Annotated in this window: 11 protein-coding genes and 1 pseudogene; 7 read left to right on the plus strand and 5 right to left on the minus strand. The window is 58.4% G+C overall.

Annotation, left to right across the window (positions count from 1 at the left end; all coding sequences use genetic code 11):
- The first annotated feature begins 166 nt into the window (after window positions 1-166).
- Together NO347_RS09440 and NO347_RS09445 are read left to right on the plus strand one after the other, a co-directional pair.
- Window positions 167-919: a PKD domain-containing protein gene (locus NO347_RS09440; RefSeq protein ID WP_256289356.1), complete on the plus strand. Its 753-nt coding sequence runs from the start codon at window positions 167-169 to the stop codon at window positions 917-919.
- A gap of 364 nt (window positions 920-1,283) precedes the next feature.
- The gene (locus NO347_RS09445) at window positions 1,284-1,646 is read left to right on the plus strand and encodes a hypothetical protein (RefSeq protein WP_256289357.1); all 363 of its coding nucleotides are present in this window, start codon (window positions 1,284-1,286) and stop codon (window positions 1,644-1,646) included.
- Between the two features lie 42 nt (window positions 1,647-1,688).
- Here the strand turns inward: NO347_RS09445 and NO347_RS09450 are convergent, their stop codons facing one another.
- A complete protein-coding gene (locus NO347_RS09450) occupies window positions 1,689-4,331 on the minus strand; it encodes a PKD domain-containing protein (protein ID WP_256289358.1) in 2,643 nt (880 codons plus the stop codon).
- Between the two features lie 479 nt (window positions 4,332-4,810).
- A complete protein-coding gene (locus NO347_RS09455) occupies window positions 4,811-6,133 on the minus strand; it encodes a methyl-accepting chemotaxis protein (protein ID WP_256289359.1) in 1,323 nt (440 codons plus the stop codon).
- Window positions 6,134-6,330: 197 nt separating this feature from the next.
- Here NO347_RS09455 and NO347_RS09460 point away from each other — a divergent pair.
- Together NO347_RS09460 and NO347_RS09465 are read left to right on the plus strand one after the other, a co-directional pair.
- Window positions 6,331-6,483, plus strand: a pseudogene (locus NO347_RS09460) (RNA-guided endonuclease InsQ/TnpB family protein); the annotation flags it as partial.
- Between the two features lie 207 nt (window positions 6,484-6,690).
- On the plus strand, window positions 6,691-6,927 hold the full coding sequence (locus NO347_RS09465) for a HalOD1 output domain-containing protein (RefSeq protein ID WP_256289360.1): 237 nt from the start codon (window positions 6,691-6,693) through the stop codon (window positions 6,925-6,927).
- 129 nt (window positions 6,928-7,056) lie between these two features.
- On the opposite strand, the gene NO347_RS09470 is transcribed toward NO347_RS09465, so the two are convergent.
- Window positions 7,057-7,602 (minus strand): DUF4188 domain-containing protein, encoded by a 546-nt coding sequence (locus tag NO347_RS09470; protein WP_256289361.1) that lies wholly within the window; start codon window positions 7,600-7,602, stop codon window positions 7,057-7,059.
- A gap of 171 nt (window positions 7,603-7,773) precedes the next feature.
- Here NO347_RS09470 and NO347_RS17260 point away from each other — a divergent pair, with 171 nt between their 5' ends.
- Window positions 7,774-8,418, plus strand: a complete 645-nt coding sequence (locus tag NO347_RS17260; RefSeq protein ID WP_256289362.1) for a helix-turn-helix domain-containing protein — start codon at window positions 7,774-7,776, stop codon at window positions 8,416-8,418.
- A gap of 275 nt (window positions 8,419-8,693) precedes the next feature.
- Here NO347_RS17260 and NO347_RS09480 read toward each other — a convergent pair whose 3' ends face one another.
- The gene (locus tag NO347_RS09480) at window positions 8,694-9,011 is read right to left on the minus strand and encodes a 2Fe-2S iron-sulfur cluster-binding protein (protein WP_256289363.1); all 318 of its coding nucleotides are present in this window, start codon (window positions 9,009-9,011) and stop codon (window positions 8,694-8,696) included.
- Window positions 9,012-10,415, minus strand: coding sequence for a selenium-binding family protein (locus NO347_RS09485; RefSeq protein WP_256289364.1), 1,404 nt, complete (start codon window positions 10,413-10,415; stop codon window positions 9,012-9,014).
- A 253-nt stretch (window positions 10,416-10,668) separates the two neighbouring features.
- Between NO347_RS09485 and NO347_RS09490 the strand changes: the two genes are divergently transcribed.
- Both NO347_RS09490 and NO347_RS09495 read left to right on the plus strand, forming a co-directional pair.
- Entirely contained in the window at window positions 10,669-11,925 is a 1,257-nt protein-coding gene (locus NO347_RS09490; protein ID WP_256289365.1) for an RNA-guided endonuclease InsQ/TnpB family protein, read from the plus strand.
- A 573-nt stretch (window positions 11,926-12,498) separates the two neighbouring features.
- Complete coding sequence (locus NO347_RS09495) at window positions 12,499-14,676, plus strand: hybrid sensor histidine kinase/response regulator (protein WP_256289366.1); 2,178 nt, start codon at window positions 12,499-12,501, stop codon at window positions 14,674-14,676.
- Window positions 14,677-14,788: the final 112 nt, after the last annotated feature.

Here is a 14,788-nt window from a genome sequence, read left to right on the forward strand (position 1 = left end):
TACCAGTTACTTATATTTACTGGTATCCATTACTCGTAACCGGTACGAGTTAGGGTTATTGGGTCCCAGAAACTGCAACCAATCCGTCCGCCTGTCTCAGCGAAAGAGACAGACCGCGTTCTGGAAGACGAGAAAGTTTCATTGGGACTGTTACTTATTGTAGCGTGTGAAGCGCCGAGATCTCCTCCGTGGTGGGGCTGTCGCTGCTCTCACGACACTTTCTGGGTGTCTCTCGTCTAACCCACTCCAGGCAGAGGCAGCGTTCACCTATACGCCACCGAGTCCGGTGGTCGGTGAGAAGATCGTGTTCGACGCGAGTGAGTCGACCGCATCAAAGTGGGAATGGTTCTTCGATAAGTCACCGGGGCTCGTGAACTTCGATGCCGAAGGAGCGCAAGTCACACACGCGTTCGAAGAGAGTGGCGCACACACCGTAACGCTCCGGACGACAGCGCCGTTCGGAATCATCCCAGGGCTGAATATGGACCGGACGACGAAAACGGTCTACGTCGAAGAGCCAGAGGCATCTAGTCAAGACATAGAGAACCCGATTTCAACGTCGACAGACCGAATTTCGCTCCATCTCCGCGGCGTAGCCACGCGGATCAGCACGGACGAAACAGCCGTGCTTCAGTTCAGCGCTGTCAACCTCAATCCTGACGAGCGCCTCTCCATTCGGTTGGTGTTGAAAGTTCCCAGCGGGATGAGCCTCCGCGGCACGTCGTTGGCTGAGAGCGGCACCGGCCAGTATGCGGCGACATTCAACCTTCCACCCGGTGAGAGCGCAGGGACGAGTATTCGACTCGCGGCCACGCGCACGGGACACTTCGAAATTGAGGGAATCGCCAACTACTCCTTCGACGAGGGGGACGAACAGACGCGACAAGGGACCATTCCGATCATCGTCACGGATAGCTAGTCCGGATGCCGCACACACGACAACTCACGAGACCGTTCAAACCGATGGTAATCAGCACTGCGAACCAGGAACGATGAGTAGGGGATCAACTTCGAGACGCTGGCGAACGGCCATTGTGTTGCTTGCGGTGGGCGTACTCGTACTCACGAGCGCTGCGGGCAGCGTACAGGCATCACTGAGCGATGATGCAACGCCATTCGGGGCGACGACGGATACACCGTGTACCCAATCAGATGCGGCTTCGACGGGGATTAGTCACGTCCAAATTAAGGCGACAGATGAGACCATCACCACCGATACGCCTGCCGAAATCTCAGGGCAGGCGACCGCTCCACGTTCAAACCCCTGTCCACTCGTTGTGCAGATGGTACTGACGCTTCCATCGGGGATGTACGTCTCAGGAACGGATAACGTCAACAGCGGTGGTCAGGGACAACTTACGTCGTCGTTTCGGGTCTCACCAGGTGAGGCGGTAACGATGTCGGCGAACGTCTTCTCTCGGGACGTCGGCTCAGAAGTCCTCATCGTCGATTTCGAGTACTTCCCGGTTGGGTACCCAGAAGAGAGCAATCGGTTGAGTGGGTTCTCGATCGAGATCGACACCGAAACCCCGAATCCGGGACCACTCGGTGAGACACCGACCTCGGAACCTGACGACAACCGGACGATTCTATACTCACTCGGTGGGCTCATTGTCGGTGCGCTTCTCGTCCTCGTCTTCCGGTAAGGGCGGAAAAAGTCCGGTCCAGTGGTTCTTGGCTCCCTCTCGTTACGCGTCGGGTACGGTCACAGACCCGAAAACACCGCCAAGAACGCCATCGAACCACGATGAAAGCTGTTCAATGAAACCCGGCCCACGGATGCTGATCGTCTCGTTGGACTGTCGGATGTAGGTCAGGTCCTCTGGATGACCGGCGGGGTAGTATCGGATCGTGACATCGATAGGGACGTCGGAGCCGATCAGCGATTCATCTGCGATCCGAAGGCCGACGCGCATCGAGCGCTGCGACCCAGGGTCAATACGACCCTTCCCCGTGATCTGCGCCTTGTTTGCCGCATCGACGCCTCGCATTCGGACGACGTCGAGGCCGTCCGGCGTGTCGATGATGAAGTCGACGACGACAGTGCGGTCGTTCGAGCTGGGATTCTCCATCGAGACTGTGAGGAACGTCTTGGTAGTCCGCTCACTCTGTGGATCGATCTTGATGTTCGTCAGGTGCAGGCTCTGCGTCGGCGGTTCACTGAAGCTATCGACGTCGACGGACCACGATCGAGTGCTCGCACTCTCCCGCGGATCTGCCGCTTCAACGGTGACATTGTACGTCCCAGCCTCGTCGAACGTCCGCTCGAGTGACGGTCCAGTACCGACTGTACTCCCGTTTTGCGACCACTGATAGGTCACTCCTTCCTGTTCGGGATCACGCGCGTCCACCGAAAATGAGGCGGTCGACCCAGACATCAGCGAGAGCCGCTGCTGACTCGGCGATGTGTCGACGAAGCGCGGTGGTCGGCTTTTGATGTTCACGTCCCACGTGACTTCGTTCTCGGCCCCGTGTTGGTCACGAGCGACGAGCGTGACGGTCTTCTCGCCGGGCGTGTCGAACGTGTGCTGGAACGCGACGCGCTGTCTGTCGCTGTCGACATTACGTGTCTCGACTGTGGACTCACCAATTTGGAACGCCACGGTCGTCGTCGAGGTGTCGAGGTTCGTAACCTGGGCGGCGAACCGGACGGGGTTCTGTGACAGGACGGATATGGATTTGTCAGTCGGCTGCTGACGGTCGACCGATGGTCGGTCATTGCGGACGCGAACCGTGTACATCCGGGTTGTCTTCGCCCCATAGGAGTTCGTGACTGTCAGCGTGAGCTTATGTTGCCCGACCTCGTCGAAGCTCACCGTCGTCGATTGCTGCTCGCTGACTTCTTCGGTGCCCAACTCCCACCGGTAATCAAAGGAGAGCGACCGCCCCTTCGGATCGGTCGCGTTAGCACTGACCTGGAGCGATTCCCCCACTGCGACGACCGACTGTGTCGGGCCCGCACCCTGTACGTTCGGTGGTGTTGCCTCGATCGACACTTCTCTGGATTTGGTTGTGGTGATCCCAGCTTCGTTTGTCACGCTCACCTCCACGTCGACAGTACCGACTTGCTGGAACGTGTGTTCTACCGTCGTCCCAGAGAACTGTTGGTCGGCGAGTTCCCATTGTACGGTCGCGATACCCTTCCCGTTCGGATCACTCGCATCGACTGAGAACGAGACCGGTTCGCCGGGTGCCACTGACGAACGTGACGGCGAGATGCTGTGGATCTGTGGCTTCGAGAGGCCTTTAATCGTCCATTCAGCCCGTGCGTTGTCCGTGAGGCTTGTCCCATCGGAAACGGTTACGCTCACCGTGTGCTTGCCGGATCCAAGTGCGCTCCTGTCTATCTCGAATGACTGCCCGGACCCAGATCGGTCGCCATCGACTTCCCACCACACGTCGATGTTCGAGTCAGGCGTATCAGCATCGTCGACCTCGACGTCGAATGAGGCCGACTCGCCCGGAGCGACATTCACTGAGGGCTGTTGCGGTGCTTTTCCATCTATTTTCGGTGGCACGACGACGCGAACGGACCACTCGCGGCTCACACTCTCGGTTTCGGCTTGGTTGTCGTCAACGGTCGCTCTCACCGTGTGCACCCCCGGCGAGAGGTCATCAGCGGAGACGGTGAGTTCGTCAGCAGTCCCGCGGCCGACACCGTCGACAGACCACTCGGTCGAGATGGCATCGTAATCCGAGTCGGGATCGGAAACGTCGACGCTGAATGTTTCGGAGTCACCCGTCTCGTGATTGAGTTTGACGTCTCCGGAGGGGTACGCAGACGTGATCGTCGGCGGTTGTGGCGGCTTGTCGATATAGAGGTCCTTGTACCACGAGTCGTCGTCCGACTCAACGCCGTATTCGTACCGTCCGGGAGACAAATCGTCGGTATCGAACGAACAAGACAGATCAGTCTCGGACTCTGACGGCTCCAGTTCGATGAACTGGTCGCCGACGTGTGAGCTTGCGAGATAGCAGTTCGCGAACTGTCCGTCCCTCCCCTCGCCGTCATTGTAGAGTGCGTACTTGATTTCCGCCGACTCTCCCTTGTCTATCCGCGAGACTGTCTCGCCGTTTTGCTCAACCCGGAGGTTACCGACGAGAAAGTTTGGCTCACCTGCCTTGACGGTCAATGGCAGATCGTCAGTGTCCGATGGCGTCCGGAAATACTGCGTATATTCACCCGCCGAGAGCGGATCGCTGTCAACCGTCAGATACCACGTGTCTGTCTCACCCGGCGACAGCCTCATCTCCGTCTCGCGGTGGATCGATCCCACGTCGAAGGTCAACGTTCGCGTGTCCGTTTCATCGCCCGTATTGGTGACTTTCATCCTCGCATCGAACGTGTCCCCTTGCACCACGTCCGCTTTGGAAACGGCTTGGACAGTGAACTCTGCCGACCCGGTCTGTGCAAGCCCGACACCCGTTTTGAGACTCTCGTTTCCTCTCGGCTGCTCCCCGGCCGAGACAGGGGACGCCAGAGAGAGCCCACAGACGCAGACGAGAACGAGCACCACGAGTAACCGTTGTCTAACATCTGGCCCCACCATTACAAGCAACTAATCTGTCTACGTTATTGAACTTGTTCTTCGCTGGCTATAGTATGATGTGCCTACAGAATACAATATTTACCTTCTTTCACAAGTCTATTGCTTGATCCTAATTTCAAATTATTGGCCTATCTGATTCTAACTGCGATATTGAATATTGTATATGCATTACAATTATTCAAATATATAGGAATAATAGGCAGAGGCGACTCCAGCTGTTTGATCTCACTCCTGAGCGCGTCGCACGGAAGAGTGAATCGTCACAGCTGACTCTGGACGTCCAGAGAGTTCAGATCGTCTACTTCCCGGCTCACCTCTTGAATTCGCGAAGTCAGTTCTTCGTTCGCCGCGGCAATCGACTCGGCCTCATCGGTCACCCGTTCGAAGTCTTCGGCAGTCTCATCTACCAGACTGGCGATCTGCTCGGTGCTGATCGCCTGATCATCCGTGGCGTCCGCCACTTCGGTGATCCCGTCTGAGGCTTCCTCGACCACGTTGGCGATGCTTTTGAACGTCTCACTGGAGCGTTGTACCTTCGCAGCGCCGTCCTGCACGACGTCGTTCGTCGCTTCGAGGTTGTCAACTGCCTCAGACGTCTGAGCTCGCACATCGGCGACGATGGCTTCGATCTCGGCAGCGCGTTCCTGTGAATCGTTCGCGAGGCTTTTGACCTCATCGGCGACAACCGCAAAGCCATCGCCAGCCTCGCCAGCGCGGGCTGCTTCGATTGAGGCGTTCAACGCCAGCAGGTTCGTCTGATCAGCGATATCGTTAATGACGTCGACGAGCTCGTCGATTTCTTGGATACTCTCGTTGAGCGCCCGAATGTCGCTCGTCACTTCATCGGCTGCAGTCTCGATGTCGTCCATCATCTCGACCGTTTCTTCAGCCTTTTCCTCACCCGCTTCGGCCTGAGTACGGGCCTGCTCGCTGATCGATTCGACTTCGTCAGCTGTCGCTGCGATTTCCTCGACTGTGGCGCTAAGCGATGACACCTCCTGGGAGACGTTCGTGATCGACTCCAGTTGTTGCATCGCCTGATCACTAATATCCTGAGAGTTTTCAGCAATCTCCTCTGAGGAGACTTTGACCTCGTCGACAGCTGATTTGATGCTTCGGGTTGCCGACTTACGGTCAGAGATATCACGGAACGTCTCACTGATTGCGACGATGTCGCCGGCAGAATCATAGATAGGACGTACGACGAGTTCGGTCGGGATAATCTGTCCGTCGTAGCTTTCCTTTTCGACCTCGACGCGAATCTCGTCTTGGCCCTCGTCGACGACCTGTTTCAGCGTACAGTTACCCGTTCCACATACCTCTGGATTGCAGAACTGATCGAAGCATTTGAGCGTCTCACTCGATTCAGCCTCGACTCCGCCTAGGTCTTTCATCAGCTGGTTTTCGACGACGACGTTGAAATCGAGGTCCACAATCCGCATTGCAGCACCCGTTGATTCCATTACCTGACGCAAATTACTGGTGAGGACATCCCAGAGTTCGTCTTCAGGGAGAGCCTTTCCGTTGACAATCTCTTGTGAGAAATCTTTGTCTGCGGTCGTACCGGCCTCTGCAGTTGCCATTGTACCCCCTACTATCTGTCACCACTGATATATAATCTCTGATACCGATTTCGGCGAAAAAACCGACTGCTGTTTGATTTCTTCCCCACTGGTTGCATCCACAGCGACCGCAACGAGATCGCTGTGATGTTGTTCGATGACAGCGGCGAACTAGCGAGCGGTTTTGTTTGTATGACTCTATTGAATCCACGGACTGCGTCGGCTTCCGCCAACCCGAGACCGATGCCGAGCGGAACACTGCCGAGGACGGGACGGTCCTCGGGGTCGAAAATCTCGCCGTCACAAGGACCGCTTACTTCTTCCGCGGGCGGGGGTTAACCCACAACCTCGCCGAGTTCACACATTCCAGAAGGATAGATGAGAGGCAGAACAGTTTATTCTATTGAACGGTCAGGTGCTCACCCGAGGCAGCCAGGGGTCGCCGGGATACAGCGTCCGCACCCGTTACTTGACGAGCCAGATCCGGGGAGTGTGATATACGAACCGGTATAGTTCTCAAATTTTGAGAATGGTATAACGACACAAGTACACTTAGCCGGCGCGTCACAGTATCGTAGATGTCAATTTCAAATAAGGTCTTGGAACGGGTCGCGAAGGTCGAAGGGAAAGACCCAGCGGAAATCGACGAGCCGCTGTTCGAGGTGGTCGATCCGGACGCGCTCGATGCGATATTCGAGTCCGGAGAGGGAGGCCCCGACCGAGACGCAGGTATGGTTGACTTCGAGTACTTGGGGTACAGAGTCCGCGTGACGGCCGGAGGCGACGTCCTGCTCAGAGAACGCCCCGAGGTGTGAAATCCTGTCGGCAGACTACTTCGCGCTTGATCTTACTCGGAACACAGGACGGATTCGCCCGAGCAGACACGCTTGCCATCACTCCCGTCGCGTCTCACAGCCCCGAAAGAGCGTCCCCGTTCGCTCGCGTCACTCTGTCGACTGGAGTGGCGAATCGGTCCCGTCGGTCCGACCCATTCGACCCGCCGCCGTGTGCTGCTGCTCCGAGGCGGGGACGATATCCGTACCCTCGCCCGCCGCGAGTCCGTGGGGCGGCATATTGTTGTACACTGTCTCGTACTTGTCGGGGTCGACGACGTACGTCTCGTGCCAGATACCAACTGCGGCATCGTCCTTCGTCCCGGTGTCGTAGTACTCCTGCCACGCGGGGAAGTGCAGGCGGTCGCTATCACGCGCATACGCACGCAGGGCCTCGAAGGAGTCCCAGTACTGGACGAATCCCACGTTCCGAATACCGGGGCCGACCACGGTCCGACTTTCGAGCAAGCCCGAATCGGGATCGGCGAGGAGTTCGCGGACCATCCGTGGCGCGACCAAAAAGAGCGGGATCCACCGGTGCAGTTTCCAGAACGCGTTGATTCGAAGTCCGATGTGGAACACCACGAACGTCTCGTCGCGCTCGGCAGCGACCCGCTGTTCGATCGGTTCGTCCGTCCGCTGGCGGCCTTCTGTCATCGCTATGAAGCACAGTCGGGAGCGGGTTGAGTGGTAGCCCAACATCTTGGGGGGAGCGAGACTCGCAAGCGCGACGATAGAATCTCCATCTGCAGGGATATTTTTCTCGGCACAGGGCGAACACCCACCGACCGTGCCACAGAGACGAGATCCACGCCGAGAGCCGTCACAGTGATCCGTGCACGCTTCCGCCTCGTACTTCCCGAGGACATCTGGATTACCGAGGTGTCGACCTCGTTTCCGGACGCGACGCTGCGACTACTCACGGGCGTCCCAAAGCGCGACCGCGCGCTCGAACTCGGCGAGGTGCGGGCAGCGGATCCCGCAGCTGTTACCGATGCGATTCGGGGGCATCCCGATATCGTCGGGTACCAACAGTTGTACGGCGACACCGACCGCGCCATCGGGCAGTACGAAGCCGACGAGAAGAGCCTGTACGAATTTCTCTGGGGGTCCTCGCTCCCGCCGGAGTTCCCGATCGTCGTCGAGGACGGTGAGATGGAGTTCGACCTGACGGCGACACAGGAACAGTTCGAGGCGTTCGGCTCGACACTCGACGAGACCGGTCGCCGGTACGATCTCCTGACGCTCAGCCACACCGACGAACGGGACTCGGTGCTGACCGACCGCCAGCGGGAATGCTTGACCGCTGCACACCGTCTCGGCTACTTCGACGTGCCTCGAGAGTGTTCGCTCGCCGAGCTAGCGGACACGCTCGGAGTGGACAAATCGAGCGCGAGTGAGACGATCCGACGCGGCACGGGCCGTCTTGTCGACCAGTTCATCCTCGACCGGACTGCGGACCGGCACGGCTGAACAGTGCAGATTCTAGGAACGTTAACAACTGATTCTTGAGGACAAATGTCGCGTGTCCATCGTGTGGACGTGAAGCACTCGTTACAATTCTCCGTGATAAGCGGCTCAAGGGCGTCCGCGTATATTCAGAAAAACGGGGGACCCGACGTCAAAGGAAACTCGAGTGCGCGGTGTGAATACGTCTTCTCCTACTGCGACACCTCAACGGCAGTAGATCAGGGTACAGCGTCCGCTCTGGTTCGCGAAACGGAAGTCCGACGAACTCGCCTCAAACGCTACTGCCACGGATTCGGGACGAGATCCGCCTGGATCTCCGCGCCGACTTCGATCCGGCAGTCGGATCGAGGTTCGGCCACACACAGCAGGACGTACCCGTCACGGCGGTGACGAGGTTTCAGCCCGCGGGTGCGTTCGATGTGGACTAGATCGCCCGACAGGAGTCGGCCGGTGCAGGTACCACAAGCGCCGTAGAGACACCCGAAGGGAACGCCGAGTCCTGCCCGCTCTGTCGCATCGATGACCGTCTCTCCGTCGGCGACGTCGATCGTCGCTTCGCGGCCGTCGCGCCACCGTAGCGTGACCTCGTGGGGCATCTACTGCCAGACGTCGCTGGTGCAGTCGCCACCGGGCCATCGGATCTCGTGAGCGCGGGCCGGGCCACCCGGAGCGTCGCCGAAGTCGACGAGGAAGTCCTCGTCGAGTTCCATCCGCCCCTCGTCGGGGTAGACGTCCGCCTTCAGCATCACCGACCCCTCTGATCCAATGTCGGGGTAGAACTGGTTGTCCCACGAGGAGAACAGCGACGTCGTCCAGTAGACGCGCTTGCCGTCCCGAGAGAGCTGTAGCATCTGGGGTGCGCCGCGGATCTCGGTGCCCTGCACCTCCTGGCGGTCGCCGAAGTTGCCGCCGGCCCAGATGCGGTCGACCAGCCGCGGATTGCCGAAGTCGCTCACGTCGTACATCCGCATATCACCGTGGAGCCAGTTCGAGAAGAACAGATACTGGTCGTCCAGCGAGAGGACGATGTCTGTCACGAGGCCGGGGACGGGCATATCCCAGTCGGGATGTTCGCGGTCTTCGACGTCGATGACCGTCTCCCACTCCCAGACGCCGTCACGGCCCTCCCAGAAGCGGAGAATGTTCGAAGAGAGCGCAGCACCCACGTAGCCCTGCGTCTCCTCAGGGTCGTGCGGCATTCGAATCTCGAGGGGGATCAGCCCCTCCTCGCCGAACGTCAGCGTCTGTTGGTGCTCTTTGGTCTCCCAGTCCCAGATGTGGATGCTGTCGCCGTATTGTCCCGCCTCGACGTCGTCGAGGTCGAAGCCGGGATAGTAGGTCCTCGGGGCTGCCCACTCTGTCGAGATCATCACGTTGTGGCGGGGCTGATACCAGTAGTCGTAGTTCATCTCCATCTCGCCGCGGTCGGCCTCCCAGTGACCGTCGATAGAGAAGTCGTCCTGATCGAGTTGGAGAAATCCACCGGGAAGGTCACCGTTTGCGTCGCCAAGCATACTGATGACGACTTTACCGCCCGGAACACAGTGGACGGTATGAGGTGCCGAGAGGTCGTGCTCGAACACTTCCTCGGGTTCGATTACCTTCTCGATGCTCGGATCACGTGGATCTGTGGCGTCGAGAATGTGGATTCGAGAGGAGCGCTGGCCTGGGACGATCAGGTGATCGCGGGCGAGTCCTTCAGCGTGACACGACGACGAACAGGCGTTCCAGCCGAAGTGGTGGAGTTCGTCGCCTTTGTTCGGCATCTCGATGGTGTCGATCAGCTCACTGTACGTCTCTGAATCTGGATCGACGTCGACAACGCCGACGAAGTCGGGCGCGTCGACGTCCATACCGACGCGAGGCGCCATAACGAACGCCGTCTTCTCTCGTTCGGACTCCGTCCGCATCGCCGCCGGTGTCGGGTACCCCGGACCTGCTACCTCGTGGTGATCGTGACCGGGCTCTTCCGTCGAATGACTTGGTTCATCGGTGCTCATAGCGAACACTAATACATAGACAACAATGATAAATAATAGTTAACTTTATTTTTGCTGTGAGTCGAATTGCTTCGGCTCCCGATTCAGCAGTTTCGAGGCGGAGCCCCCGGCCTCAAGGAGCGAGAGCTTCCGACCAGTCGGAAGCGCGAAGCGAGTAGGCCGGGGAGGAAGCCGACACATCCCGACACAAATGACGGGAGTGTCGCTGTCTGACTCCCGTATTATTAAGGAACGTTGGAACAACATCTGAAATATGGAGGTCAGGCGTACCGCGCCGGTCAAACTTGTCGTCCCCGACGAGTATCACGACGACCTCCACGAAACTGCCGACCAGTTCCTCTACTGCGCGAACGAAGCCAGTGACTACTGTTGGGACAACACCGACTACGAGGACTGCGTCACTTCCAACGTGACAGCCAGAGATGCGTTGTACGACCGACTCCGTGACGAAACTGACCTGACGGCGAATCTCGTCCAAGAAGCCATCCGGCGTGCCGTCCACGCCGTTGAGAGTGGTGTTGACCGCTGGAAGAAGGGCAAGCGGACGAACAAACCAGAGTTCACCTCGTGGAGTGTGGTCTACGACAAACGCAGTGCGTCGTTCTACCGCAACAAAATCTCGCTTTCGACGGTGAACGGACGCATCGAGTGTGAGTTTGAGTTGCCGGCAGACAGTCCAACACCATACGAGGAGTACGTCCTTTCGGACGACTACGGGTTCCGGACGAGTACACTCCAGTACGACCAAGCAACCGACGAGTTCTACTTCCACGTCAAAACACGGAAGATAGACGACGAAGGCGAGGGTATCGAAGTTGAGGATTCGGACGATACCGGGCACCAGACAGTCCTCGGGATCGACCTCGGCGTGACCAGTCTCGCCGTTTCGTCAACAGGCACGTTCTGGAGCGGTGACGAGTACGACCACTGGATTCAAGAGTTCGAGAAGCGCCGAGCAGAGATGCAACAGCGTGGGACCCAAGCTGCCCATAACGCCTTGCTTCGACTTGGAAAGCGAGAGCGATCATGGCGCAAACAGTACATCCACACAGTCGCCAACGAAATCGTTGAGGAAGCGGTTGCCCACGACTGCGACGTGATCGTGTTTGAGAATTTGACCGACATTCGAGAGCGGCTGCCCCACGCTGAGTGGCATCACATCTGGGCATTTCGCCGTCTTGTCGAGTACGTTGAATACAAAGCACCAGAACGTGGTGTGGCTGTTGAGCAGGTTGAACCCGACCACACCAGCCAGCGGTGTTCTCACACCGACTGTGGGTTTACCCACGAAGACAACCGTGACGGCGAGCAGTTCCGGTGTCTCAAATGCGGGTACGAAATCAACGCGGACTACAATGGCGCGAAAAACGTCGGACTGCGGTATATACGGAAGCGACAACACAGACTGCGTTCCTCGCCCACATCGGGGAGCGCAGACGCACCAGTAGACGTGCGTGTAAATGGTGGGATGCTGAATGGCGACGGCTATCGGCCAACCGCCGACAGTTGATCGCCGGGAGTCCACATCAAAGCCCCTCCCTCAAGGACCGAGGCGCGTATGCGCCGAGGGGGTAGGGAGGGGTAGTTTACAGGTCCAACTCGGCCTGTTCTGTCCCGATTTCTAGTACGTGCAAATTCCGACACTGCCGCAGCACCTCGCACGTTGAACCGCCTCGGGGTCAAGTGGTTCGAGAATCTCCGATTCTCGTCATCACGGAAATCGAATATTTCCGTATGACCCCGAGGCACTCGCCTTGCTTACCTGTAGCAGCGATCTGGGAACACGACGCTCGGTAAACTACTCCATCAGCGCTAACGCGCCTCGGTCCGTAGGGGTAGCCTTGGGCAACGCAGACGTGGAAACGCCCTCTACTTGAGGCCCCGATCACGCTATTAGCGTCGGTAGAGCGGGCGCTTAGAGGCGGGAGATGGCAACGACACTACCAGTATCAAATCTAATAACTTTTCAAAAATAATAAGGCGGACGGATCGGCAGGTATGCCTATCGTAACCAAGAAACGTCCGCGGCGCTGTGGGGGGCGTCTTCCGGGCGGTCAGATTTGTTTGTACTCTTAGAACAATGATGTCACAACGGACCCAGCTCGAAGCCGATGTACAGTCTGTCGATATTGGGTCGACCGAGACGACAATTACGGTGCTGTTCGTTGAGGACGACGACGCGTTCGCCGACATCGTCGCGACCTATCTCGAGCGGGAGTTCGGGTTCGAGGTGTACACCGAAACGAGCGCGAAAGACGCTCTCGGCCGGCTCGACAGAGAATCCAAGATAAGCTGTGTCGTCAGCGACTACGCGATGCCGGAGATGGACGGATTGGAGTTTCTGGAGGCGGTGAAGGGTCGGTATCCCGACCTTCCCTTCGTGATGTTCGCCGGGCAAGGGTCCGAGGAGGTTGCCAGCCGCGCAATCCAACTCGGGGCCGACGACTACCTAGAAAAAGACACCGGCGAGACCAGATACGAACTGCTGGCCACCCGGATCAATAGCTGTGTGACGATCGCCCGCCAGCAGCAGAAGTTGCAGGACCTCTACACGGCGATGGAGCACGCCGGTCACGCGATTCTCGTCACTGACGCGGATGGGACGATCACGTACGCCAATCCCACGATGGAGAGCATTTCAGGCTACAGTCTAGCGGAGCTCCGCGGGCAAACGCCCGCCGTCCTCGGTTCCGAAAAGCAGGACGAGGAATTCTACGAGGACCTCTGGGAGATCATCCTCGACGGCGAGGTCTGGACAGGCGAAATCGTGAACCAGCGCAAAGATGGCCAAGAGTACGTCATCGATCAAACCATCTCGCCGATCACAGAGGAAGGTGAGATCACTGGCTTCGTCGCCATCAACCGAGATATCACCGCGCGGAAACAGCGCGAGCGGAACCTCCAGTTCTTCGAGCAAGCGATCGAACAGGTGGGAACTGGAATCGCAGCCTACGACGAAACGGGGACCATCCTGTATGCGAACCAGGCGTACGCTGACATTCTCGGGACAACATCCGAGGACCTCAACGGCCGGCATATGGCGACCGCGAACCCCCGGTTCGACGTCACTCGGTTTGAGAGCTACTGGAACTCCTTCGAGAACGGAGAGTCACGACGTCGAGAAACACTCCACGAGCGGTTCGACACCGGTTCGACGGTCCCGGTCGAGACCGTGACAACCCACGTCACTATCGAGGGCGACGAATACCACATCGGAACAGCACAAGACATCACAGAGCGGAAAGAGCGCGAGCGTCAGCTCCGGGTCTTCCGTGAGGCCGTCGAACAGGCCGGACACGCAGTCGTGATCGCTGACAGTGACGGGACGATCGAGTACGTCAACCCCGCGTTCGAGGAGATGACCGGTTACGCCCGCGAAGAAGCCATCGGCCAGACGCCAGCGATCCTCAAATCCGGGGAGCAGAGCGACGACTTCTACCGTGATCTCTGGGAGACGATCCTCAATGGCGAGGTCTGGACGGGAGAGATCACCAACGAGCGCAAGGACGGCAAGAGGTATATCATCGATCAGACTATCTCGCCGCTCACAGACGACGGAGAGGTCACCGGGTTCGTGGCCATCAACCGCGACATCACAGAACTCAAACAGCAACGGCTCGAATTAGAGCGACAGAACGATCGATTGGAGAAGTTCGGCCGCACTGTCGCCCACGACCTTCGCAATCCGCTCAACGTCATCGAGGGCTACCTCGACATAGCCCGCCTCGAGGACGATCCGAAAGAGGCACACGACGAGATCCAGCGGTGCACCGATCGGATGGCGGCACTCATCGAAGAGCTACTGGCGCTGGCTGAGCAGGGAAAGACCGTCCTCGACCCGGAACTGGCGTCGCTGGAGTCGGTCGCAACGGCTGCGTGGGAGAACGTCAACACCAACGAGATGGAACTCCGAATCGTCGACGACGCTGAGTGTCTGATGGACGACTCCCGAGTGACACAACTCTTTGAGAACCTCTTTCGGAACGCGCGGGAACACGCTGGCGACGACGTGACCGTGCAACTGGGAACGATAGATGGGGGATTCTATCTCGAAGACGATGGTCCCGGAATCCCGCCGTCAGATCGAGATAGCGTCTTCGATTCGGGCTTTACGACCTCCGAGGACGGGACAGGGTTCGGTCTTGCCATCGTCTGTCAGATCGCCGACGCCCACAACTGGCAGGTCGACGTGACCGCAGGGTCCGACGGTGGGGCCCGCTTCGAGTTCCGGGGAGTCGACTGCGCCTCCGATAGGGAGTGATACCGTCGGACAGAACGATGTGAAAACCATCGGCTCCCCGTTGGTGCTAGAATGATTCACGAACTTCTGTCCGACAGTATGAGCCCGCAAGACGATCTGATCCACTGGCGCG

Source organism: Halobellus inordinatus, from assembly GCF_024464655.1.
GTDB lineage: Archaea > Halobacteriota > Halobacteria > Halobacteriales > Haloferacaceae > Haloquadratum > Haloquadratum inordinatus.

Excerpts from the sequence above, each read along its gene's own strand:
- NO347_RS09490 (WP_256289365.1), top strand. The coding sequence starts at position 10,669 with ATGGAGGTCAGGCGTACCGCGCCGGTCAAACTTGTCGTCCCCGACGAG.
- NO347_RS09485 (WP_256289364.1), bottom strand. The coding sequence starts at position 10,415 with ATGAGCACCGATGAACCAAGTCATTCGACGGAAGAGCCCGGTCACGAT.
- NO347_RS09455 (WP_256289359.1), bottom strand. The coding sequence starts at position 6,133 with ATGGCAACTGCAGAGGCCGGTACGACCGCAGACAAAGATTTCTCACAA.
- NO347_RS09450 (WP_256289358.1), bottom strand. The coding sequence starts at position 4,331 with ATGAAAGTCACCAATACGGGCGATGAAACGGACACGCGAACGTTGACC.
- NO347_RS09495 (WP_256289366.1), top strand. The coding sequence starts at position 12,499 with ATGTCACAACGGACCCAGCTCGAAGCCGATGTACAGTCTGTCGATATT.
- NO347_RS09470 (WP_256289361.1), bottom strand. The coding sequence starts at position 7,602 with ATGACAGAAGGCCGCCAGCGGACGGACGAACCGATCGAACAGCGGGTC.
- NO347_RS09480 (WP_256289363.1), bottom strand. The coding sequence starts at position 9,011 with ATGCCCCACGAGGTCACGCTACGGTGGCGCGACGGCCGCGAAGCGACG.
- NO347_RS09465 (WP_256289360.1), top strand. The coding sequence starts at position 6,691 with ATGTCAATTTCAAATAAGGTCTTGGAACGGGTCGCGAAGGTCGAAGGG.
- NO347_RS09445 (WP_256289357.1), top strand. The coding sequence starts at position 1,284 with ATGGTACTGACGCTTCCATCGGGGATGTACGTCTCAGGAACGGATAAC.